At 61.9% G+C, this 19,649-nt stretch carries 23 protein-coding genes; 5 read left to right on the forward strand and 18 right to left on the reverse strand.

The window, feature by feature from the left end; all coding sequences use genetic code 11:
• From ACMLHG_RS08305 to ACMLHG_RS08325, 5 genes are all read right to left on the reverse strand, one after another.
• Window positions 1-509, reverse strand: a 509-nt coding sequence (locus ACMLHG_RS08305; protein WP_417170207.1) for a hypothetical protein, incomplete at its 3' end; no start/stop codon positions are given.
• 178 nt (window positions 510-687) lie between these two features.
• Complete coding sequence (locus ACMLHG_RS08310; RefSeq protein WP_295811073.1) at window positions 688-1,833, reverse strand: MraY family glycosyltransferase; 1,146 nt, start codon at window positions 1,831-1,833, stop codon at window positions 688-690.
• Entirely contained in the window at window positions 1,830-2,612 is a 783-nt protein-coding gene (locus ACMLHG_RS08315; protein WP_417170208.1) for a TrmH family RNA methyltransferase, read from the reverse strand. The genes ACMLHG_RS08310 and ACMLHG_RS08315 overlap by 4 nt, the downstream gene beginning before the upstream one ends.
• A gap of 10 nt (window positions 2,613-2,622) precedes the next feature.
• Entirely contained in the window at window positions 2,623-3,312 is a 690-nt protein-coding gene (locus tag ACMLHG_RS08320) for a hypothetical protein (RefSeq protein WP_295811066.1), read from the reverse strand.
• 48 nt (window positions 3,313-3,360) lie between these two features.
• On the reverse strand, window positions 3,361-4,479 hold the full coding sequence (locus ACMLHG_RS08325; protein WP_295811063.1) for a hypothetical protein: 1,119 nt from the start codon (window positions 4,477-4,479) through the stop codon (window positions 3,361-3,363).
• Window positions 4,480-4,593: 114 nt separating this feature from the next.
• Between ACMLHG_RS08325 and tmk the strand changes: the two genes are divergently transcribed.
• From tmk to ACMLHG_RS08350, 5 genes are read left to right on the forward strand one after another with little or no spacing between them, the layout of a single operon-like run.
• Window positions 4,594-5,250, forward strand: a complete 657-nt coding sequence (tmk, locus tag ACMLHG_RS08330) for a dTMP kinase (RefSeq protein ID WP_295811061.1) — start codon at window positions 4,594-4,596, stop codon at window positions 5,248-5,250.
• On the forward strand, window positions 5,237-6,292 hold the full coding sequence (locus tag ACMLHG_RS08335; protein ID WP_294436144.1) for a hypothetical protein: 1,056 nt from the start codon (window positions 5,237-5,239) through the stop codon (window positions 6,290-6,292). Before tmk ends, ACMLHG_RS08335 begins: the two co-directional genes overlap by 14 nt.
• 24 nt (window positions 6,293-6,316) lie before the next feature.
• Complete coding sequence (gene glmM, locus ACMLHG_RS08340; protein ID WP_294436143.1) at window positions 6,317-7,669, forward strand: phosphoglucosamine mutase; 1,353 nt, start codon at window positions 6,317-6,319, stop codon at window positions 7,667-7,669.
• 15 nt (window positions 7,670-7,684) lie between these two features.
• Window positions 7,685-8,551 carry a hypothetical protein gene (locus ACMLHG_RS08345; protein WP_417170209.1) on the forward strand — a complete coding sequence of 289 codons (867 nt, stop codon included), beginning with the start codon at window positions 7,685-7,687 and terminating at the stop codon, window positions 8,549-8,551.
• 13 nt (window positions 8,552-8,564) lie between these two features.
• Entirely contained in the window at window positions 8,565-9,620 is a 1,056-nt protein-coding gene (locus tag ACMLHG_RS08350; RefSeq protein ID WP_417170210.1) for a substrate-binding domain-containing protein, read from the forward strand.
• Here ACMLHG_RS08350 and ACMLHG_RS08355 read toward each other — a convergent pair.
• The 13 genes from ACMLHG_RS08355 to rpsL form a co-directional block, all read right to left on the reverse strand.
• Window positions 9,617-10,786, reverse strand: coding sequence for an ABC transporter permease (locus ACMLHG_RS08355; RefSeq protein ID WP_295811050.1), 1,170 nt, complete (start codon window positions 10,784-10,786; stop codon window positions 9,617-9,619). The genes ACMLHG_RS08350 and ACMLHG_RS08355 overlap by 4 nt on opposite strands.
• On the reverse strand, window positions 10,783-11,289 hold the full coding sequence (locus ACMLHG_RS08360) for an NUDIX hydrolase (RefSeq protein WP_294436139.1): 507 nt from the start codon (window positions 11,287-11,289) through the stop codon (window positions 10,783-10,785). Before ACMLHG_RS08360 ends, ACMLHG_RS08355 begins: the two co-directional genes overlap by 4 nt.
• Window positions 11,290-11,412: 123 nt before the next feature.
• Window positions 11,413-11,769, reverse strand: a complete 357-nt coding sequence (locus ACMLHG_RS08365; RefSeq protein ID WP_294436138.1) for a hypothetical protein — start codon at window positions 11,767-11,769, stop codon at window positions 11,413-11,415.
• Between the two features lie 38 nt (window positions 11,770-11,807).
• Window positions 11,808-13,124 carry a phosphomannomutase/phosphoglucomutase gene (locus ACMLHG_RS08370; RefSeq protein WP_294436137.1) on the reverse strand — a complete coding sequence of 439 codons (1,317 nt, stop codon included), beginning with the start codon at window positions 13,122-13,124 and terminating at the stop codon, window positions 11,808-11,810.
• Window positions 13,125-13,281: 157 nt separating this feature from the next.
• Entirely contained in the window at window positions 13,282-13,545 is a 264-nt protein-coding gene (gene rpsS / locus ACMLHG_RS08375; RefSeq protein WP_294436136.1) for a 30S ribosomal protein S19, read from the reverse strand.
• On the reverse strand, window positions 13,545-14,375 hold the full coding sequence (rplB, locus tag ACMLHG_RS08380) for a 50S ribosomal protein L2 (RefSeq protein WP_294436135.1): 831 nt from the start codon (window positions 14,373-14,375) through the stop codon (window positions 13,545-13,547). The genes rpsS and rplB overlap by 1 nt, the downstream gene beginning before the upstream one ends.
• A gap of 17 nt (window positions 14,376-14,392) precedes the next feature.
• Entirely contained in the window at window positions 14,393-14,674 is a 282-nt protein-coding gene (rplW, locus tag ACMLHG_RS08385) for a 50S ribosomal protein L23 (RefSeq protein ID WP_295811041.1), read from the reverse strand.
• A gap of 12 nt (window positions 14,675-14,686) precedes the next feature.
• Window positions 14,687-15,316, reverse strand: a complete 630-nt coding sequence (rplD, locus tag ACMLHG_RS08390) for a 50S ribosomal protein L4 (protein WP_295811039.1) — start codon at window positions 15,314-15,316, stop codon at window positions 14,687-14,689.
• Between the two features lie 12 nt (window positions 15,317-15,328).
• Window positions 15,329-15,982, reverse strand: a complete 654-nt coding sequence (rplC, locus tag ACMLHG_RS08395) for a 50S ribosomal protein L3 (protein ID WP_417170211.1) — start codon at window positions 15,980-15,982, stop codon at window positions 15,329-15,331.
• Window positions 15,983-16,059: 77 nt separating this feature from the next.
• The gene (gene rpsJ / locus ACMLHG_RS08400) at window positions 16,060-16,383 is read right to left on the reverse strand and encodes a 30S ribosomal protein S10 (protein WP_417170212.1); all 324 of its coding nucleotides are present in this window, start codon (window positions 16,381-16,383) and stop codon (window positions 16,060-16,062) included.
• Window positions 16,384-16,386: 3 nt separating this feature from the next.
• Entirely contained in the window at window positions 16,387-18,501 is a 2,115-nt protein-coding gene (fusA, locus tag ACMLHG_RS08405; RefSeq protein ID WP_294436128.1) for an elongation factor G, read from the reverse strand.
• A 21-nt stretch (window positions 18,502-18,522) separates the two neighbouring features.
• Window positions 18,523-18,993 (reverse strand): 30S ribosomal protein S7, encoded by a 471-nt coding sequence (gene rpsG, locus ACMLHG_RS08410; protein ID WP_294436127.1) that lies wholly within the window; start codon window positions 18,991-18,993, stop codon window positions 18,523-18,525.
• Window positions 18,994-19,030: 37 nt separating this feature from the next.
• The gene (gene rpsL, locus ACMLHG_RS08415) at window positions 19,031-19,441 is read right to left on the reverse strand and encodes a 30S ribosomal protein S12 (RefSeq protein ID WP_294436126.1); all 411 of its coding nucleotides are present in this window, start codon (window positions 19,439-19,441) and stop codon (window positions 19,031-19,033) included.
• Window positions 19,442-19,649 lie beyond the last annotated feature (208 nt).

The following is a 19,649-nucleotide window of genomic DNA, read 5'->3' on the forward strand; positions in this document are numbered from 1 at the left end:
GAAACCTTGCAGGAGAACTGATTGCCGTGCGCATGCTCCACCGTCATCGTGTTGGCGCCCCGGCCTTTCAGCTGCGACGGCTGCCCTTTGGTACGGATTTCGATCGTCATCGGCAGCGTCGGACGGCGCTTGCCGGTATAGCGGATCGCCAGCCCGGCCGGAAGCATCTCCACCTTGATCTCCTTCCAGAGGGAGCTCTCCGCCGTCACCCGGCAGTAGTTCTCCGGCGCGTTGCACTCCAGCTTCAGCTGCCAGTTGCCGGCGACCGACAGCGACGAGAGCGTCTCAAAATCGTAGAGATTCGAACTCACCGGCGCAATTCCAGCCGGATCCGAAGCGACAGCCGTCGCCGGCGAAGCGACCTCCGGCTCCTCATCCGGACTGCCGCCGGAGGTGGTTCGATCTCCCTCCCTGCGCGGACGACGCCCCAGCCAGTAGCCTCCCGCCAGCGCGGCCAGCAACAGGATCAACATCGCCATGGGCATCGATAGGAATCCGCATCCACTCATGATTCATGTCCTTCTGTTTTCATCGGACGTCACCTCTTTCCGGAGGGCGGAAAGTCCGAAGGGACCTCCCCCGCCTGTAAGAATCCGATATAACAATATAATGCGTTTGCGGCGGAAATAAAGGAAGAAACAGCTCTCTTAACGGAGAATTAACAATCCGGCGGGGAAAATTGCACGCTTACAACTTCGTCTCTTTCCGGTCTCCGGCCGGAGTCACAGGCGTCTCCCTCGTCTCCTGCCGGTTGCCGAGCGTAAACTGCAGAATGGTGATGATGCCGAGCAGCAGCAGCGCCTGCACCACGAGAATCGCCGCCGTGCGGAAATCCCCCCAGAAGACCGGCAGAATTCCCAGCCCGATGGTCAGCGCCATCAGATGCACCAGCATCACCGCCTGCTTGCGGCTCAGCCCCATGCGGACAAACCGGTGCGAAATGTGGTTGTGGTCGCCGATCCAGAACGGCTTATGGTTGCGGGTGCGGATCAGCACCACCATCGCCGTGTCGAACAGCGGCAGCGCCAGAATGAACAGCGGCATCAGAATCGGGAAGCGCGACAGCGAGAAGTCGATCCCGAAATAGGTGACTCCGGCGGAGATCACCGCCGCCATGTACCCGAGAAAATGGCTTCCGGAATCCCCCATGAAGATCACCGCCGGGTTGAAGTTGTAGAACCAGAAGCCGCAGCAGACACCGCAGGTCAGCGCCGAAAAGGCCGCGATGAAGAACTGCTGGTTCAATGCCGCAATGACGGTGAAAAAGCCCATTGCGATGGCGATGGTCCCGACGGCGAGACCATCCATGTTGTCGAAGAAGTTGATCGAATTCATCAAAAGCATGATCCAGAAGATCGAGACGGCGGTGGTCAGAACGGCGTTGTCCAGAAAGATGTTGACCCGCACCCCGCCGAGCGTCGCCGCGAGCAGCGCAATCAGGAACTGCCCGCCGAACTTCACCGCCGCCGACATCGCCCACTTGTCATCGATCAGGCCGAGAATCACCGAGAGAAACGCCCCGAGGACGATGAATCCCAGCTGGGGCGCGGCGTAGCTGATCCCGTCAAGATAGTCGGAAATCACTTCGGAAAAGAAGGGAATCCTCCCCCAGTGCGCCAGCAGGAGGCCGCCGCCGATGCAGAGAATCCAGCCGGTGAACATCGCCGCACCGCCGAGCAGGGGCGTGGGGCGGCCGTGCCCCTTGTGGTTCGCCTGCGGACGGTCCAGAAAATCGGTCTTCATGGCGATCCACTGAAAAACCGGTGTGGCGAGCAGTGTGGCGACCGCGCCGCCGAGAAATGCGAAGAGATCGATCAGATACCAGAGATTCATGAAAGGATTCCCCCGGGAGCCGGAGCGGTGATGCGCCGGACATATTCAAACAGAAACACCGTCGCCGCCTGCGCGGCGTTGAGCGACTCGTAATTGCCCGGCATCGGGATGGTGACGCGCGCAGCTCCATCGAGCGCCGAAACGCCGTCGGCCTCCGCGCCGATCACCACGACCGAGCGGTCGAAGAGGCCGGAACAGCGGAAACAGTCCTCGCCGGTATGCGGGTCGGTGAGGTAGACCGTCGGATACCCGAAGCGCGCCGCCTGTTCCCGCAACGCCTCGAGATTTTCGAAGCTGCGCAGCGACAGCGCAAACTGGGCGCCGAGCGCCGAACGCACCGCCTTGTCCCCGTAGGGATCGACCGAACCGCGGGTGTACCACAACTCCGTAAGTCCGGTCGAACGCAGCGTGCGGCAGATGGTGCCGAAATTGCCCGGGTCGCCGAGCCGGTCGAGCGCGAGCAGAAAGGGATCTTGCGGCGGCTGATCGCACCCCGGTTCCGGCGGCACCGAAGCGACCGCCAGCACCCCCTGCGAATTGACCGTCGCCGAAAATTCCGCGAACTTCTCCTCGGTGACGATGCAGAGTTCCCCCGGAATGTTCCCCATCGCCGCCGCGCCGCGTTCGGTCGCCACGGTGAAGCGCACCAGTTCGGGACGGCGCAGAAAAAGCTCCCCCGTCGCCCGCACCCCCTCACAGAGACAGCAGCCGGATTTCCGGCGGCCGTGGCGGGTGCGGAGCGAACGCAGCAGCGATTCGGTTTTCCGGGTCAGCTCCATAAACGTCCGTTCAGAGCTTCGCCGCCGGCTTGTAGGGGCCGAAATCCCCGCTCTCCAGCGCCAGCAGCAGCGAATGCGCCATGCTGCACCAGGCCGCAGCGCTCTGCCGGTCCGGATTCACCGCACGGTTGAGCGCCGCCGCGGCGTCATCGAACTTCTTGAGCTTGATGAAGAGACGGCCGGCGTTGAAATTGGCTTCGGCACGCAAGGTGGAAGAGAGATCCATCGAACGGCCGAGTTCGGCGAACAATCCGGCGGCGGTCTCCGGTTTATCCATGATTTCCAGCAGATAGGCTTCCGCGAGACGGGCGTTGCCCAGCAGCGGCTCTGCCGGAGCGGAGGCGATCAGCGTACGCAGATCTTCGAGCGCGGCGGCATACTCCTTCGCGTCGATCCGCAGTTTGGCCAGGCGGAAACGGGCCGCCGCCGCACCGGGCTTGTCGCCATATTTGTCGAGCGCGGCAGTAAGTTCGGTCACCGTCGAAGCATCGGCCAGGGTAAACGCGGCTTCGCGGGCCGACCGGCGGGAGTAGCTGAAGCCCCAGAAGATCAGCGCCACGACGATGGCGGCAATCACGGCGACCGCGGCGATCTGGCGCCAGTAGGTGGCGAATCCGAGTTCGAGCCGTTCGACATCGTTCATCAGGGCGCGGGAGAGTTCGGCGTTGAGCTTGCGGTTTTTCTCATTCTGGTCCGGCATGGGGAGATCTCCTTATTGTTCTAACGTTCTGACGTTCTATCCGGCAAATCAATGGTGCGAAAAGATCCGTTCCGGCGCGTGATAGAGCGCGACGCCGAGTTCGTTGGCGCGCTTGATCACATCCGCGTCCCGCAGCGAACCGGAGGGGGCGATGATCGCGGTGACTCCGGCGGCCGCCGCCGTTTCGACGCCGTCTTCGAAGGGGAAGAAACCGTCGCTGGACATCACCGAATTCTGAAGCGTCCCCTCTCCGGTGTACTTCTGACGGAACTTGGCAATCGCCTGCTCGATCGCGCCGACGCGGTCCTGCTCGCCGGTGCCGACCGAAAGAGTCTGCCCGTCCTTGACGATCACCACGCCGTTGGAACGGACGCTCAGATTGACATACCAGGCGAAGAGAAGATCGCGCTTCTGCTCCTCGGTCGCGGCGACGGCGGAAACCTGATGGCCGCACCGCTTGTTCTCCGCCTCGGCGGGCACCAGATCGGCGACGCTCCGCAGCGACGTCATCAGCGGCTGAGCGATCACCAGCGACCCGTCGCCCAGCACTTTAATCGTGTTGTGCTCCGGCTTCGCCTCGCCGACGAAACGGGGCAGCCGGGAGAGGTCGCCGCAACGGATGATCCGGATGTGCCGGTTGAGCTTGTAGGTCTCGCCGTCGTTGAAGATGTCGAGCACGCCGGGAGCGAATCCGGGGGCGACCACGCATTCGACGAAGGTGGACATGATTTCGCGGGCGGTGTCGGCGTCGACTTCGCGGTTGAAGGCGATCGAGCTGCCGAAGGCCGCGCGGGCGTCGGCGTCACGCGCCTTCAGGTAGACCGACAGCAGCGACTCGCCGGGGCGGCCCACCGCCGCGCCGGAGGGGTTGACGTGCTTCATCACCGCGCAGGCGGGGGTGTCGAAGAACTTGACGATGTTGAGCGCGTAGGAGATGTCTTCGAGGTTGGTCTGCGAAAGACCGCTCTTGCCGTTCTTGAGGATCTCCATATCGCCGATGACCGAAACCGTGTCCGCCGGCTTGTAGTAGCTCGCCGCCTGGTGCGGATTGGTGCCGTAGCGGAGGTCGTCCACTTTGACGTAACGGCGGCCGCAGAGGGTGAGTTCCGCCGGGAAATCCCCGACGTTTTTGGAGAGATAGGTGTCACGAGTCAGTTCTTTTGCCATTTTCCACACCGGATTGCTTAAAGTTAGAAAAAATTACATTCTGAAATATACCACCATTTGAACTTTACGGCAAATGGCGCTACATTCTTTGATGGAAAAAAAGTGGGATTTCCTATGAAGAAACGGTTGAAACATATCCATCCAGGCTGGTTCATCACCTTTGAAGGGCCGGAGGGGGCGGGCAAAAGCACCCAAATCCGGCTCCTGCGCGATGAACTCGAAGCGCGGGGCCACGCGTGCGTCCTCACCCGCGAACCGGGCGGAACCCCGCTGGCCGAACGGCTCCGGGCCGTGGTCAAGAACTACGAGGGGCCGGAGAAACTCCACCCCACCACCGAACTTCTGCTGATCGAGGCGGCGCGCTCCCAGCATGTGCGCGAAGTGATCCGCCCGGCGCTGGCGGCGGGGAAGGTGGTGCTCTGCGACCGCTTCTTCGACTCGACCACCGCCTATCAGGGCGGCGCGCGCGGCATGGAGTCGCAGGTGATCGATTCGCTCAACGAACTGGCCGCGGCAGAGTGCATTCCGGATTTGACCATCCTGCTCGACCTGCCCCCGGAGGTCGGGTTCGCCCGGGCGCGGGAGCGGGAGGAGACCCGGGGCGAACATGACCGGTTTGAAGAGGAGAAACTTGATTTTCACCGCCGGGTGCGGGCCGGATTCCTCAAGATCGCCGAGGCGGAGCCGGAACGGGTCCGGGTAGTGAACGCCGACGCTCCGGCCGAACAGATTCACCGGCGGATTCTGGAGATCGTCGATGCCGCTTTATGACACATACCGCGCCCGCTATCCGGAGCTCGTCGGTCACCTGGAGAACGCCCGGAAGCGGAACCGCCTCTCCCACGCCTTTCTGCTCCACGCCGACAACGAGACGCTCCGGAAGGAGTTCGCCATCGCGCTCGCGCAGCTCGCCGCCTGTCCGGAGAGCCGCGACGGCCGCCCCTGCACCGTCTGCCGGGTCTGCCGCAGTCTGGAGGAGGGGAGCTATCCGGAGCTCTATTTTCTCACTCCGGTCGGCAAAATGTACCAGATCAAAATCGGCGACCGCGGGAAACCGGAGCCGAACACACTGCGTTTCTTCGAAGAGCAGTTTCACCTGACCAGCACCGGCGGCGGCAACTGCAAGGTCGGGATCATCTGCGACGCCGACCGCATGAACGCCGAGTCCCAGAACGCTCTGCTCAAGACGCTGGAAGAACCGCCGCCGCAGACACTGCTGATTCTGACGACGGGGAACCCCTCGGCACTGCTGCCGACCACCCGGTCGCGCTGTCAGCTGGTGCCGCTGCTGACCAACCACTGCGAATTCGATTTCGCGGGGAAGGAGGCGGTGTGCGCGGCACTGGCCGGACTCTGTTTTGAATCGCGCGGCGACCTGGCCGCCGCCGAAGCCGGTGCCGGAGCGCTGATCCGGATTGCCGCCGGACTTTCGGCCGACGCCGCCGCCCGGGTCGCCGAAGAGTGGGCGCCGCGGCTCGCCGCCGCCGAACAGGCGGGCGACCCCGGTCTGCTCAAACGGACCCGCGCCCTCGTCGATGACGCGGCGGCCGGCGCCTACATGAAGGAGCGGGGACTCTTTCTGGAGACGATCCGCACCTTCTGCGCCCAGCTGGAGCTGGTCGCCCAGGGGGTGAATCCCGCCGATCTGGCCAACCCGGAGCTGTTCGCCGGGCTCCGGCTGCCGCCCCTCACCCCGGAACAGGCGGAACTCTTCCGGCGCGAGGCGGAAGAGCTGCTCTTCACCCTGCGGTTCAATGTCAGCGAGGAACTGGCGCTCCGCACCTTCGCCGTCAACCTCGCCATGAAGTCGTAATTTTTCAAAAGGAGGATACTGCACATGAAAAAACTGTTCGGAACCGATGGAATCCGCGGCAAGGCGAACTGCTACCCGATCACTCCGGAACTGGCTCTTCTGGTCGGCAAAGCCACCGCGAAGGTTCTCGGCGCCGGCGCCGGAACCGGCCGCAAACGGGTCGTGCTCGGCAAGGACACCCGGATCTCCGGCTACATGCTGGAAAACGCCCTCACCAGCGGATTGCTCAGCATGGGGATGGATGTCCTCGCCGTGGGTCCCATGCCCACCCCCGCGGTGGCCCACCTCACCAAGTCGATGGGCGCCGCCTGCGGCATCATGATCACCGCCAGCCACAACCCCGCCTCCGACAACGGGATCAAAATTTTCGCCTCCGACGGCTTCAAACTGCCGGACGAGGTGGAGCTGGAGATCGAAAAGGAGATCTTCGCCGACCAGGTTGACGGCGAACGCGTGCCTTATGAAAAAATCGGCAAGGGCTACCGCATCGACGACGCCCGGGGCCGTTACATCGAGTTTGCAAAAGGCTCCATCCGCAACCTCAGCCTGCGCGGCCTCAAGATCGTGCTCGACTGCGCCAACGGAGCCGCCTATTCGATCGCGCCGCCGATCTTCCGGGAACTCGGCGCGGAGGTGATCGAGACGGCGGTCCATCCCAATGGATTGAACATCAACGACAACTGCGGCGCGCTCCATCCGGAGAACATCGGCCGGCTGGTCCGTGAGCACGGCGCCGACTGCGGCATCGCCCTCGACGGCGACGCCGACCGGGTGATCTTCTGCGACGCCGACGGCAACGAGGTCAACGGCGACCGCATCATCGGCATGCTGGCGATCGATTTCAAACAGCACGGCCGCCTCTCCAACAACGCCGTGGTGGTGACCGGCATGAGCAATCTCGGACTCCACCGCGCGATGGAGCAGGCCGGAATCCGGGTGGAGGTGACCGACGTCGGCGACCGCTACGTGATCGAACGGATGCGCGAAGGCAATTTCAACGTCGGCGGCGAACAGTCCGGCCACATCATCTTCATGGACTACGCAACCACCGGCGACGGCATCCTTTCGGCACTGCATGTGCTCGGGCTGATGGTCCGCACCGGGAAACCGCTGGCGGAACTGGCCGGATTCATGAAGGTGTTTCCGCAGGAGATCCGCTCCTTCCCGGTGGCGCGCAAGGTGCCGTTCGACCAGCTCTCGCTGCTGCCGGCGGCGATGGAGGAGTGCCGCCGCGCACTCGGCAACTCCGGCCGGACCATCGTGCGCTACTCCGGCACCGAAAACAAAATCCGCGTGCTGGTGGAGGCGGAAGCTTCCGGGGACGTCGACACCTGGATCACCCGTCTCTGCGCCGTCGCGGAACAGGAACTCAACTGACAGGAGGGCGAAATCATGACCATCGAAATTCTCCCCGTCCAGGTTGCCAGCCTCTGGCCGATCACCGCCGAAGTCGGTTCGATCAAGGTGGCCGGAACTCCGATTGCGGACCGGATCCGGAGCCGGTTTCCGGAATCCGCCGGCGACCTTCTCATCAAGGTGCGCGGCGACTTTCTCCCCTCGCCGGAATTCGCCGCCGTGCTCGCCGGTTCCACCGGCAACTGCGTGGTGCGCGACCTCTCCGACGGCGCGGTATTGGTCGAAGTGAGCCGCCCCGGGCACGCCGGGACATCGGAACTGCCGTTCGACACCGCTTCGGTGCGGATCCGCCACCCGTGGGATCTGCTCGCGCTCAACGAAACGCTCATGGCGGCGATGGATCACAACGACATCCGCGGCACCATCCGCGCCGGCGCGACGATCGACGGCTTCGTCAGCCTCGGGGAAAACAGCGTGATCCTGCCCGGCGTCTACATCGAGGGCAACGTCATCATCGGGCGCGACTGCAAGATCGGCCCGAACTGCTACATCCGCGGCAACACTTCGATCGGCGACCGCTGCCACGTCGGGCAGGCGGTGGAGATCAAGAATTCGATCCTCGGCGACAAGGTGAGCGTCGGCCACCTGAGCTACGTGGGCGATTCGGTGATCTGCAACAACGTCAACTTCGGCGCGGGCACGATCATCTCCAACCTCCGCCACGACGGCCGCAACCACCGCTGGCTGGAGAACCAGGAGTTCCTCGACACCGGCCGGCGCAAGTTCGGCGCGATCATCGGCGAGAACGTCCACACCGGAATCCACACCGCGATCTATCCGGGCCGCAGTCTCTCCGCGGGCAGCTGCACCGCGCCGGGCGAAGTGGTCTCCCGGTCGAAGTAGTCCGGGCCGTGTCATGCCGCGCCGGAACATCTTCCCCCGGCTGAAGGGGGAGCTCGAGAACCGGATTCACCAGCTCTCCCCCGGCGACATGCTGCCGGGGGAGAATGCGCTCGCCGCCGAATTCGGGGTCAGCCGCCCCACCCTCCGCCGCGCCCTCGCCGAGCTGGAGCAGGAGGGGGTGATCGGCCGCCGCAACGGCGTCGGCACCGTGGTGCGGGCGGTTCCGGGGGCGATCCGGCGGGAGATCCCCTTCGTCTGCGGCAGCATCGACTTCTTCAGCCTGGCGATGGAGCACTTCTGCCGTCGCGCGGTGGAGCTGAACTACTTCCCGATGGTGATTCCGCTCACCGGCGGCACAGTCGCGCAGGAGCGGCTGATGGAGGGGATTCTCGAACGCCGCCCGGCCGGAATCGTCATCTATCCCGATCCGGAGCACCCCGGGCTCGCCGCATTCCGGGAGCTGGAGCAGAGCGGAATTCCCACCCTCTACCTGGTCCGTCTCCCGGAAGGGGTGCGCGACGCCAGTCTGCTGGAGTTCGGCAACGCCGCCGCCCTCTCGCGGATTGTGCAGGAGCTCTACCGCCGCGGCTGTCGCAGATTCGCCCTCTACGGTGACGACGTCCATCCGGCCGCCGCGGCCGAGCGGGAGGCGGGGTTCCGGCTCGGCATGAAGCGCTGCCGCCTCGCGATACGCCCCGAGTTCTGCTGTCTTCCGGAGGCATCCCGGGAACAGCGCGACGCCTTCTGCGAACTCTTCCGGAACCGGGAGGAGCGGCCGGACGCCGTTTGCTGCATGAACGATCAGAGCGCCGCCAATTTCCTCACCGAACTGCGCCGCCGCGGCATCTCCAGCGACGGTCTCGCGATCTCCGGCGTGGACAATCTGCCCCTGCTCCGCCTGTTGCCGGAAGCGGTGCTCACCGCCGACCTCCGCCAGCCGGAATTCGGCCGGAAAGCCGCGGAAATGATCGTCAGCCGGATTGAAAATCCCGCACTCGAGTTTCAGCACGTGAAGTTCCGCGCCCGGTTTCTCTCCAGCAACAGCCTGGCAGGGACATTCCCCGCCTAGCGCGGCGCCAGCGCCTTCCGCAGTCCTTCGCCGGTGAAGTTGAACGCCATCACCGCGATAAAGAGGGCGAGCCCGGGGAAGAAGGTGAGATGCCAGTAGCTCAGCGGATTGTCGAACGCCTGCCGGAGCAGGCCGCCCCAGCTCGCCGTCGGCGGCTGTACGCCGAAGCCGAGAAAACTCAGCCCGCTCTCAGCGAGAATCGCCCCGGCCACCCCGAAGGTGAAGCTGATCAGAATCGGTCCGGTGATGTTCGGCAGCAGGTGGACCAGCATCGTGCGATACGCCGGCAGCCCGGCAACCTCGCAGCTTAAGATATAGGGCAACGCCCGCTGTTTGAGCACCTCGCCGCGCACCAGAAACGCCAGTCCGATCCAGCCGGTCAATCCGATCACGGCGATCACAACCAGAATCGACTGCTCGAATTTGTGATCCTTCAAAATCGACATCAGGATCAACAACAGCAGAAAGGTAGGGAAACAGAGCATGATCTCCACCACCCGCATCGTGATGAGGTCGAACCAGCCGCGGTAAAATCCGGCCATCAGCCCCACCATCGTGCCGATCGCCAGGGCGATTGCGGTGGAGAGCAATCCGACTGCGAGCGAGGCGCGCGCGCCGTAGATCATCCGGGCGGCGACGTCGCGGCCGATCTCGTCGGCGCCGAGCCAGTGTTTCCGCCCCGGCTTCGCGTAGGGAGTGGTGACAATTTCAAACGGTCCATAGGGAATCGGCGCGAAGACCGCCGTCGCCCCGGTACGCTCCACCAGCTTGCGGAAATCGGTCTTATCCAGCTTCGGCTTCGTCAGCGCGAAGGGGAAAATCAGCAGAATCAGCAGAAAGGCCAGAAGAATCCGCCGCAGTTTCCGCCAGCGGACAAGTTGCAGCACCCCCCAAAGCAACAGAGCGGCGAATGCGTAGTTGAACAGCTGCTCGACCAGATATTCGGAGCTGTCCGGAGCAAAAAAGGTGCGAAGGAAAGGGAACTCCACGCCCCGCGCTTCGCTCCGCAGGAACAGCGGCCGGCCGTTGGCCAGCACCGGCGCAGCGAGTGCCGGCAGAAGAAGCATCAGAATCCCCGCCACGCCCAGCCGGGCGGGCCAGTCGCTCCAGAAGCGGAGCACCGCGCGCCGGAACGGGGAATTCGCGGTGGGTACGGGCGGCGTCACAGGTAATTCCCTTCGAAAAAGAGCCGTAATTCCGCCACCAGATTCGGGGTGAACTCCCCGAAGTTCGCCGGATTGCGCAACTCCTCGAAACTCCAGAACCGCACCTCGTCGATCTCCTCGCGCTGGAACCGGAACGGCCCGGGGTGGACGATCGCGAACACCCGGGTATCCTCCGATTCGATCTCGTTGCGGATCTGCGAATCGAAGAGGTGCCGCAGTTCGACTTCGCCGGTAACGCCCAGCTCTTCGGCCAGCTCCCGGCGTGCTCCGGCCAGATAGTCCTCACCGGGATCGAGATGGCCGCCGACGGCGGTGTCCCACTTCCCCGGCTGAATGTCCTTGGAGAGCGAACGTTTCTGGAGCAGGAGATGCTCCCGGTCCGGATGGATGACGATCACATGGCTGGTATGGTGGAGCAACGTGGGGTTGCCGTGGCAGAGACGGCGGGAGGCCAGCCCGATGCGGACTCCGGAATCATCGTAAATATCCAGCAGTTCCTCCATGAATCCTCCCCCTCGAAAAACAGCGGAATCCCATCCGGCACTTTTCCGCCATTTCCCCGTCATTTTGCATTTCAACGGGAATTCCCCCTCAACAGGAAGGAATTCCCGCCGGAAGAGCGTCCGTTACTTGTCCGCCTTCGCCTTCAGGCCCTCGACATACGCTTCGAGGTTTTCCTTGAGCTTGTTGATCTCGCGGCCCAGATCGGCAGCGCTCGCCTGAAGCCCCTTGGCCTTGTCGCCGAGCTGCTCGGTGAGCGGAATCTCTTTGATCTGATCCATCACCTTGGCCAGTTCCTTGCTCTTCTCCTCGATCACCTTCGTGTAGGCGTCGATCTGCTTCTGGATCGCCGCGGCATCCAGGTTGACGACTTCCGCCTTGATCTGCTCCGGAGTCTTGTTCTCATCCACGCCGTCTCCACAGCCGGCCAGCATGCCGACCGCCAGCGCAGCCCCGAAAAGCGACACCAACATCTGTTTCATTTTCCTGTCCTCCCTTTCTGTATGGTTTCCCGCGGCACTCAACCGCGGATGATCTTCAAAAGTTCGTCACGCTTCTCTTCCATCAGCTCCCGGGTGTCCGCCTCGACAATCAGCCGCAGAAGCGGTTCCGTATTCGAGCTGCGGACGTTGAACCACCAGCGGGGATACTCCGAAGAGATTCCATCCAGTTCGAACATGTTCCCATCGGCGTAACGGGCGCGGATCGTATCCAGAATCGGCTTGACATCCGCCACCTTCGAATTGATCTCGCCGCTGGAGAAATACTTGCGCAGCGGCTGCACCAGCTCGTGCACCGGTTTGTTCTTCTTGCAGATCAGGTTCGACAGCATGATCATCGCCAGCCCCTGCGACTCGGCGGTGAAGTTCTGCTTGAAGTAGTAGTGGCCGGAGAGCTCGCCGGCGAAAACCGCGTCGTTCTCGCGCATCTGCGCCTTGATGAAAGCGTGGCCCACCCGCGAACGGATCGCCTTGCCGCCGTTCGCTTCGATGCACTCCGGCACCGCACGGCTGCTGCGCAGATCGTAGAGGATGGTCGCCGGTCCGCGGGAGAGAATGTCCTGCGCAATCAGCGCGGTGAAGAGATCCATCGGAATCACTTCGCCCTGGTCGTCGATGAAGCCGCAGCGGTCGGCATCCCCGTCGAACGCGGCGCCGAAATCCGCACCGACCTCGCGCACCTTCGCCCGGATCGCATCGAGCGTCTCAATGTGCAACGGGTTCGCTTCGTGGTTCGGAAAGGTGCCGTCCAGGGTGTCGTAGAGCGGAACAATGTCATAAAGGTCGGTGATTCCGGCAATCTCGTAGAGCCCCATCGCATTGGCGTAATCGACCACCACCTTGAGCTTGCGGTCCATCTGCGCGAACGAGCGGAGGAACTTGCCGTATTCCGGCGCGATGTCATAGGTCGACAGCGTGCCCGGTTGATCGACCTTGCGCCACGATTTCGCCTCGGCGATCTTCTGAATCTCCATGATTCCGGTCGCACCGGAGATCGGAACCGCGTTCGCCAGGCAGAGTTTGAAGCCGTTCCATTCGCCCGGATTGTGGCTGGCGGTGATCATCACACTGCCGTCCACCTTCAGCGTGCCGTTGGCAAAGTAGCTCATCGGCGTCGAAACCAGCCCGAGATCGATCACATCCGCCCCCTGCGCGAGCATGCCGCGCGACAGCCCCTCGAACAGCGGCAGGGAGTGCGGACGCATATCGCGCCCCACCGCCACCTTCTTCGCGCCGGTGAACTCGATGTAAGCCCGCCCGATCGCCTCCGCGACGTCGGCATTGATCTCGGTCGGATAAATGCCGCGGATATCATACGCTTTAAAAATTCCAGACATTGCAATAACTCCCGGATATGAAGATTAAACCGTTTGTGAAACTATAATAAAATACCACAAAACCCGCGTTTTTCAATGCGGAATCCCCCGAAAAGAAAAATCCCGGCCGGAATCCCTCAGGGATCCGGACCGGGACTTTTTCGCAGGTTGCCGGAAATTACTTACCGGAAACCACACCGTGCTCCTTGAACGCACGGGTCATCGCAAACTCGCCGAGCTTGTGCCCGACCATGTTCTCGGTGATGAACACCGGAACGAAGGATTTCCCGTTGTGGACGTTGAAGGTGTGACCGACGAAATCAGGAATGATCATCGAACGGCGCGACCAGGTCTTGATCGCAACCTTCTGCTTGCCCATCTTCTCGACTTTGTCGATCAGATACTGATCCACGAACGGCCCCTTTTTAATCGATCTGGCCATTACTTCTTCCTCCGTTCCACAATGAAGTTCTTCGAAGTCTTCTTCGGATTGCGGGTCCGCTTGCCCTTGGCCAGCTGGCCCCACGGCGAAACCGGATGGCCGCCGCCGGAGGTGCGCCCTTCACCACCACCCATCGGGTGGTCGACCGGGTTCATCGCAACGCCGCGGACATGCGGCCGGAAGCCCTTGTAGCGCTTCTTGCCCGCCTTGCCCATCTTCACGTTCATGAGATCGAGGTTGCCGATCTGGCCGATCATCGCGCGGCAGTCCACATGGATCATCCGGACTTCGCCCGACGGCAGCTTGATCTGCGCGTAGGTCTCTTCCTTGCCGCGGAGCGTCGCCACCTGTCCGGCGGAACGCACCAGCTTGGCGCCGCGACCGGGCTGAAGCTCGATGCAGCAGACGTTGATGCCGACCGGAATATCCTTCAGCTTCAGCCAGTTGCCCGGCTTGAGCTCGGACTTCGGCCCGTTCATCACCACGTCGCCGACCTTGAGGCCGACCGGCGCGAGGATGTAGGACTTTTCACCGTCCGCATAGGAGATCAGCGCAATGTTGGCCGTGCGGTTCGGATCGTATTCGATCGAAACCACCTTCGCCGGCACACCTTCCTTGTTGCGGAGGAAATCCACCATCCGGTAGCAGCGCTTGTTGCCGGCGCCGCGGAACCGGGTCGTGATCCGGCCGTAGTTGTTGCGGCCGCCGGTCGATTTCTTCCCCTTGACCAGACTCTTTTCCGGAGCCTTCGCGGTCAGCGTGGACGAATAGTCCATCACCGCCATGTGACGCCGGGAGGGAGTCACGGGATTAAAAGTTTTAACCGCCATTTCTGTATTCTCCCTCGTTAGATAATTTCAATGGTCCCTTCGGACAAGGTCACGACCGCCTTCTTCCAGTCGGGGCGGCGCCCCATCTTCATGGAACGGCCCGCACGCTTCGCCTTGCCCTGACAATTCATCACATTCACCGACTTGACCTTGACCTTGAACAGCTCTTCCACCGCCCGACCGATCTCGACCTTCTCGGCATCCGCCTTCACCTTGAACGTGTACTTCTGCTCCTGCATCAGAGCATTGCACTTCTCGGTGACCACCGGCGCGATAATGATATCAAACGCACTTCTCATTTCAGTTCCTCCTTACGCCAGCCGCCGGATGAACGCATCCAGAGCATCCTTCGTGAAAAGGAGCTTCTTGAAGCGCAGAAGTTCATACACATTGACCGTGTCGGACTTCCGGAGCACCAGGTTCGGAATGTTCCCGGTCGCGCAGATCGCGGTCTCGTCCAGCTCGGGCAGCGAAACCATCACCGTATCATCGGCGACGTTCAGATTCTTCAGAATCGCCACCGCGTTCCGGGTCTTGTGGTCCGCCAGCTCGAACTTGTCGAGCACCATCACGTCACCTTCGACAATCCGCTCGGAAAACGCACGCTTCAGCGCCAGCACGATCACCTTCTTGTTGACCTTCTTCGCGAACGAACGCGGACGGGGTCCGAAAATCGTACCGCCGCCGACCCAGACCGGACTCCGGCTCGAACCCGCACGGGCACGGCCGAGACCCTTCTGACGGAACGGCTTGGCGCCGCCTCCGGAAACTTCACCGCGCGTCTTCGTGCAGGCGGTTCCGGCACGCTGGCCGGCAAGATAGGCGGTCACCGTGTCATGCACGGCCTGCTCGCCCTTCTCCAGCTCAATCACACCCTCCGGAATGACATACTCTCCGACCCGGGTGCCTTTGCAATCAAGGATATCCAAAGTATTCGACATCTTGTTCACCTGTTACTTCTTAGCGGCCGGCTTCTTGATCGCACTCCGGAGCACAAGAATGCCGCCATTCGCTCCGGGAACCGCGCCCTTGAGCAGCAGCACATTGTCTTCCGCCATCACCCGGACGACCTGCAGATTCTGCACGGTGCGCCGCGCATTGCCCATGTGACCCGGCATGCGCTTGCCCTTGATCACGTTGCCCGGCCATTCGCGGCAGCCGATCGAACCCGTACGACGAGTCCACGCACCGCCATGGCTCGCGCGGCCGCCGCCGAAACGGTACCGCCGGACAACACCCTGGAACCCGCGTCCCTTGGTCGTTCCAACCACATCCAGATAGTCATTCGCCGCGAAAACTTCCGCCGTCACCACCGAACCCGGCGCCGGAGTCTCCTCGCCCGCCGCAGTACGGATCTCGCGCAGAACCGAAGGCAGCTTGTCGCCGGTCACACCCGCCTTGGCCAGATGTCCGGCCCGGGCCTTCGTCACGTTCTTCGCCTTGCGCTCCCCGAATCCCAGCTGAATCGCCGAGTATCCGTCGCGCTCGACCGTCTTGACTCCGGTCACGACACACGGACCAGCCTGAACCACCGTCACCGGGATCAGCACGCCCTTCTCGTCGTAGACCTGCGTCATTCCGACCTTTTTACCGATTAATCCTTTCATTTTTTCTCCTTTCGTGAGAAATCATTTCGATACTTGCCCCCAATCGGTCGGGGACCTTGGTATCTATGGATTCTACCTTAGAATCCAGTCTTCAGCGTAATGTCCACGCCGGCGGGCAGATTGAGCTTCTTGAGCTCATCCACCGTCTTCGCCGTCGGATTGATGATATCCAGCATGCGCTTGTGCGTGCGGATTTCAAACTGCTCCATCGACTTCTTGTCGACGTGCGGAGAACGGTTGACCGTCCAACGCTCGATCCGGGTCGGGAGCGGCACCGGGCCGGCAACCATGGAACCGGTGCGCTTCGCCGCTTCAAGAATCTCGTTGACCGACTGATCCAGAATCCGGTGCTCATACGCCTGAAGCCGAATCCGGATACGCTGGTTTTTTCCCGTAGCCATAGCTTATTTCTTCTCCACAATTTTGTCTTGGATTTGTTTCGGAACACGTTCGAAATGCGCCGGTTCCATCGAATAGGTGGCACGCCCGCGGGAGAGCGAACGAATCGCCGTCGCATACCCGAACAGCTCCGCCAGAGGAATGTTCGCCTGAACGCGGCTGGTGCCGTTGCTCCCGGCATCGATGGTCACGATCTGACCACGACGGCTGGTGATGTCGCCGATCAGGTCGCCGGTGTTCTCATCCGGAGCATTCAGCTCCACCTTCATGATCGGCTCAAGCAGCATCAGACCCGCTTTCTTCGCCGCATCCTTGAACGCCATCGAACCGGCGATCTTGAACGCCATTTCCGAAGAGTCGACCGGGTGGTAGGATCCGTCGATCAGCTCGACCTTGAAGTCGATCACCGGGTAGCCCGCCAGCACGCCGGAGGCCGCCGCTTCGCGAATACCCTGCTCGATCGGCTTGATGAATTCCTTCGGAATGTTGCCGCCGACCACCTTGTTCTCAAAGACAATGCCGCTGCCGCTTTCACCCGGAATCAGGTTGATGATACAGTGACCGTACTGGCCGCGACCGCCGGACTGACGGACAAACTTCATATTCGAATCCGCCGGTCCGCAGAGTGCTTCACGATAGGCAACCTGCGGCGCGCCGGTGTTCGCTTCCACCTTGAACTCACGGATCAGACGGTCCAGAATGATCTCAAGATGCAGCTCGCCCATACCGGAGATGATCGTCTGCCCGGTCTCCTCGTCGGAGTGCACCTGGAAGGTCGGGTCCTCTTCGGAGAGGGCGATCAGCCCCTTCGAGAGCTTGTCGCGGTCGCCCGACGACTTCGGCTCCACCGCGATCGAGATCACCGGCTCGGGGAACACCATCGACTCCAGAACGATCGGCTGGTCCTCCAGGCAGAGCGTGTCACCGGTGGTGACGTTCTTCAGGCCGACCGCCGCCGCGATATCACCGGAGAAGATCTCCTCATGCTCTTCGCGCTGGTTGGCGTGCATCTGCAGAAGACGGCCGAGACGCTCCCGCTTGCCGGTACGCGGATTCAGCACCGTCATACCCTGCGAAGCCACACCGGAGTAGACCCGGAAGTAGTACAGTTTTCCGACGAACGGGTCGGTCATGATCTTGAACACCAGAGCCGCGAACGGCTGCAGGTCGCCGACGTGACGGGTCAGCGGCGCGCCGGTCGCCGGGTCGGTTCCGTTGATGTCCCAGATATCGATCGGGCTCGGGAGGAAATCGACCACGATGTCCAGCAGCGGCTGAACACCCTTGTTCTTGAACGCGGTGCAGCAGGCCACCGGAACAATCCGGGCAGCGCAAGTAGCGCGGCGGATTCCGGCACGCAGCTGCTCGAGCGTCGGCTGCTCTTCGGCCAGGAAGAGCTCCATGATCTCGTCGTCCACTTCCGCAACGCATTCGATCACATGGTTGTAGGCTTCGTTCCGGCGCTCAAGCATCTCGCCGGTGAGCTCCTCGGTCGTCATCTTGACGCCGTTGCTCGCTTCGTCAAAATAGATCGCCTTGCCTTCGAGAACGTCGATGACGCCCTTGAAATCGGCCTCTTTGCCGATCGGCAGAATCAGCGGAACCGGAGTCGCGCCGAGCTTGGTCTTGATCTCGGTGACCACACCCTCGAAATCCGCGCCGGTACGGTCCATCTTGTTGACCAGCGCGACGATCGGCACGTGATATTTCTGCGCCTGACGCCAGACCGTCTCGCTCTGGGGCTGCACCTTGCCGACCGAACAGAACACCGCCACCGCGCCGTCGAGCACGCGCAGCGAACGCTCCACTTCCGCCGTGAAGTCCACGTGTCCGGGAGTGTCGATGATGTTGATCCGGTGATTTTTCCAATAGCAGGTGGTGGCGGCGCTGGTGATCGTGATACCGCGTTCGCGCTCCTGCTCCATCCAGTCCATCGTCGCGGTACCCTCGTGGGTATCGCCGATCTTGTAGTTCACGCCGCAGTAGAAGAGAATGCGCTCCGTCAGCGTGGTCTTGCCGGCATCGATGTGAGCCATGATGCCGATGTTACGGGTATCCTTCAACGAAACCTTGCGGTGGGGCGACTCGTGGAATTGAGTCTTGTCTATCTGAGTGCTCATGATCGTCAATGCCCCGGTCGATTACCAGCGGTAATGGGCGAACGCCTTGTTCGCCTGCGCCATCTTGAAGGTGTCTTCTTTCTTCTTGATCGAAGCACCGGTGTTGTCGAACGCATCCAGCAGCTCGCCGGCGAGGGACTCGGTCATCGACTTGCCCTTGCGGCCGCGGGAATAGGTGGTGATCCAGCGCATGGCCAGCGCAACCTGACGCTCCGGATCGACTTCGATCGGAACCTGATAGGTCGCACCGCCGACCCGGCGGCTCTTGACTTCCAGCTTCGGTTTGACATTCTCCAGCGCCTGCATGAAAACGTCGATCGCCTGCATATCCGGCTTCTTGCTCTGGATCACATCCAGCGCGCCGTAAACGATATTCTGGGCGGTCGACTTCTTGCCCCGGGTCATGATCGTGTTGATCAGCCGGGCAACCAGTTCACTGTTGTACTTCACGTCGGGAACAAGCTCCCGCTTGACAGCTCTGCGTCTTCTCATCTGTTATGTACCCTAGTATGTATTTGAAAAAATCTGATTATTTCTTCTTCCCCTTGCCCGCGGCAGCTTCCTGGCCCGGCTTCGGCCGCTTGGCGCCGTACTTCGAACGGCCCTGCTTGCGCTTGTCCACGCCGAGGCTGTCGAGCGCGCCGCGCACGATGTGGTAACGCACACCGGGGAGGTCACGGACACGACCGCCCTTGACCAGAACCACCGAGTGCTCCTGGAGGTTGTGACCTTCACCGCCGATGTACGCGGTGACTTCCTGCCCGTTGGTCAGACGAACACGGGCGATTTTACGCAACGCGGAGTTCGGCTTCTTCGGAGTACGGGTGGTGACCTGCAGACAGACGCCGCGACGCTGCGGGCAGGCGCTCAACGCCTTGGATTTGCTTTTCTTGACCTTCTCTTCGCGTCCGAAACGCACCAGCTGGTTGATTGTCGGCATAACAACTTCCTAATCTTTTATACTTAAATTACGACTGTTGATTCCATTCGGCATACATCAAAGAATCATAAAATAATACCGCAAAACACTTTTTGCAAATATTTCAAGCGCTTTTTCAGCAAAAAAAGTTTCAATACACCGAATTTTCCGGTGCTCCGGCCTCCCCCGCAGGGGAGAAATCCGAAGCACCGGCCCGGGTTTCAGCCGG

Source organism: Victivallis sp., from assembly GCF_048170485.1.
Taxonomy (GTDB): Bacteria; Verrucomicrobiota; Lentisphaeria; order Victivallales; family Victivallaceae; genus Victivallis.

What these genes read in the sequence shown, in the direction of transcription:
- ACMLHG_RS08310 (WP_295811073.1), bottom strand. Translation starts at nt 1,833, where the DNA reads ATGAATCTCTGGTATCTGATCGATCTCTTCGCATTTCTCGGCGGCGCG.
- ACMLHG_RS08315 (WP_417170208.1), bottom strand. Translation starts at nt 2,612, where the DNA reads ATGGAGCTGACCCGGAAAACCGAATCGCTGCTGCGTTCGCTCCGCACC.
- ACMLHG_RS08320 (WP_295811066.1), bottom strand. Translation starts at nt 3,312, where the DNA reads ATGCCGGACCAGAATGAGAAAAACCGCAAGCTCAACGCCGAACTCTCC.
- ACMLHG_RS08325 (WP_295811063.1), bottom strand. Translation starts at nt 4,479, where the DNA reads ATGGCAAAAGAACTGACTCGTGACACCTATCTCTCCAAAAACGTCGGG.
- tmk (WP_295811061.1), top strand. Translation starts at nt 4,594, where the DNA reads ATGAAGAAACGGTTGAAACATATCCATCCAGGCTGGTTCATCACCTTT.
- ACMLHG_RS08335 (WP_294436144.1), top strand. Translation starts at nt 5,237, where the DNA reads ATGCCGCTTTATGACACATACCGCGCCCGCTATCCGGAGCTCGTCGGT.
- glmM (WP_294436143.1), top strand. Translation starts at nt 6,317, where the DNA reads ATGAAAAAACTGTTCGGAACCGATGGAATCCGCGGCAAGGCGAACTGC.
- ACMLHG_RS08345 (WP_417170209.1), top strand. Translation starts at nt 7,685, where the DNA reads ATGACCATCGAAATTCTCCCCGTCCAGGTTGCCAGCCTCTGGCCGATC.
- ACMLHG_RS08350 (WP_417170210.1), top strand. Translation starts at nt 8,565, where the DNA reads ATGCCGCGCCGGAACATCTTCCCCCGGCTGAAGGGGGAGCTCGAGAAC.
- ACMLHG_RS08360 (WP_294436139.1), bottom strand. Translation starts at nt 11,289, where the DNA reads ATGGAGGAACTGCTGGATATTTACGATGATTCCGGAGTCCGCATCGGG.
- ACMLHG_RS08365 (WP_294436138.1), bottom strand. Translation starts at nt 11,769, where the DNA reads ATGAAACAGATGTTGGTGTCGCTTTTCGGGGCTGCGCTGGCGGTCGGC.
- ACMLHG_RS08370 (WP_294436137.1), bottom strand. Translation starts at nt 13,124, where the DNA reads ATGTCTGGAATTTTTAAAGCGTATGATATCCGCGGCATTTATCCGACC.
- rpsS (WP_294436136.1), bottom strand. Translation starts at nt 13,545, where the DNA reads ATGGCCAGATCGATTAAAAAGGGGCCGTTCGTGGATCAGTATCTGATC.
- rplB (WP_294436135.1), bottom strand. Translation starts at nt 14,375, where the DNA reads ATGGCGGTTAAAACTTTTAATCCCGTGACTCCCTCCCGGCGTCACATG.
- rplW (WP_295811041.1), bottom strand. Translation starts at nt 14,674, where the DNA reads ATGAGAAGTGCGTTTGATATCATTATCGCGCCGGTGGTCACCGAGAAG.
- rplD (WP_295811039.1), bottom strand. Translation starts at nt 15,316, where the DNA reads ATGTCGAATACTTTGGATATCCTTGATTGCAAAGGCACCCGGGTCGGA.
- rplC (WP_417170211.1), bottom strand. Translation starts at nt 15,982, where the DNA reads ATGAAAGGATTAATCGGTAAAAAGGTCGGAATGACGCAGGTCTACGAC.
- rpsJ (WP_417170212.1), bottom strand. Translation starts at nt 16,383, where the DNA reads ATGGCTACGGGAAAAAACCAGCGTATCCGGATTCGGCTTCAGGCGTAT.
- fusA (WP_294436128.1), bottom strand. Translation starts at nt 18,501, where the DNA reads ATGAGCACTCAGATAGACAAGACTCAATTCCACGAGTCGCCCCACCGC.
- rpsG (WP_294436127.1), bottom strand. Translation starts at nt 18,993, where the DNA reads ATGAGAAGACGCAGAGCTGTCAAGCGGGAGCTTGTTCCCGACGTGAAG.
- rpsL (WP_294436126.1), bottom strand. Translation starts at nt 19,441, where the DNA reads ATGCCGACAATCAACCAGCTGGTGCGTTTCGGACGCGAAGAGAAGGTC.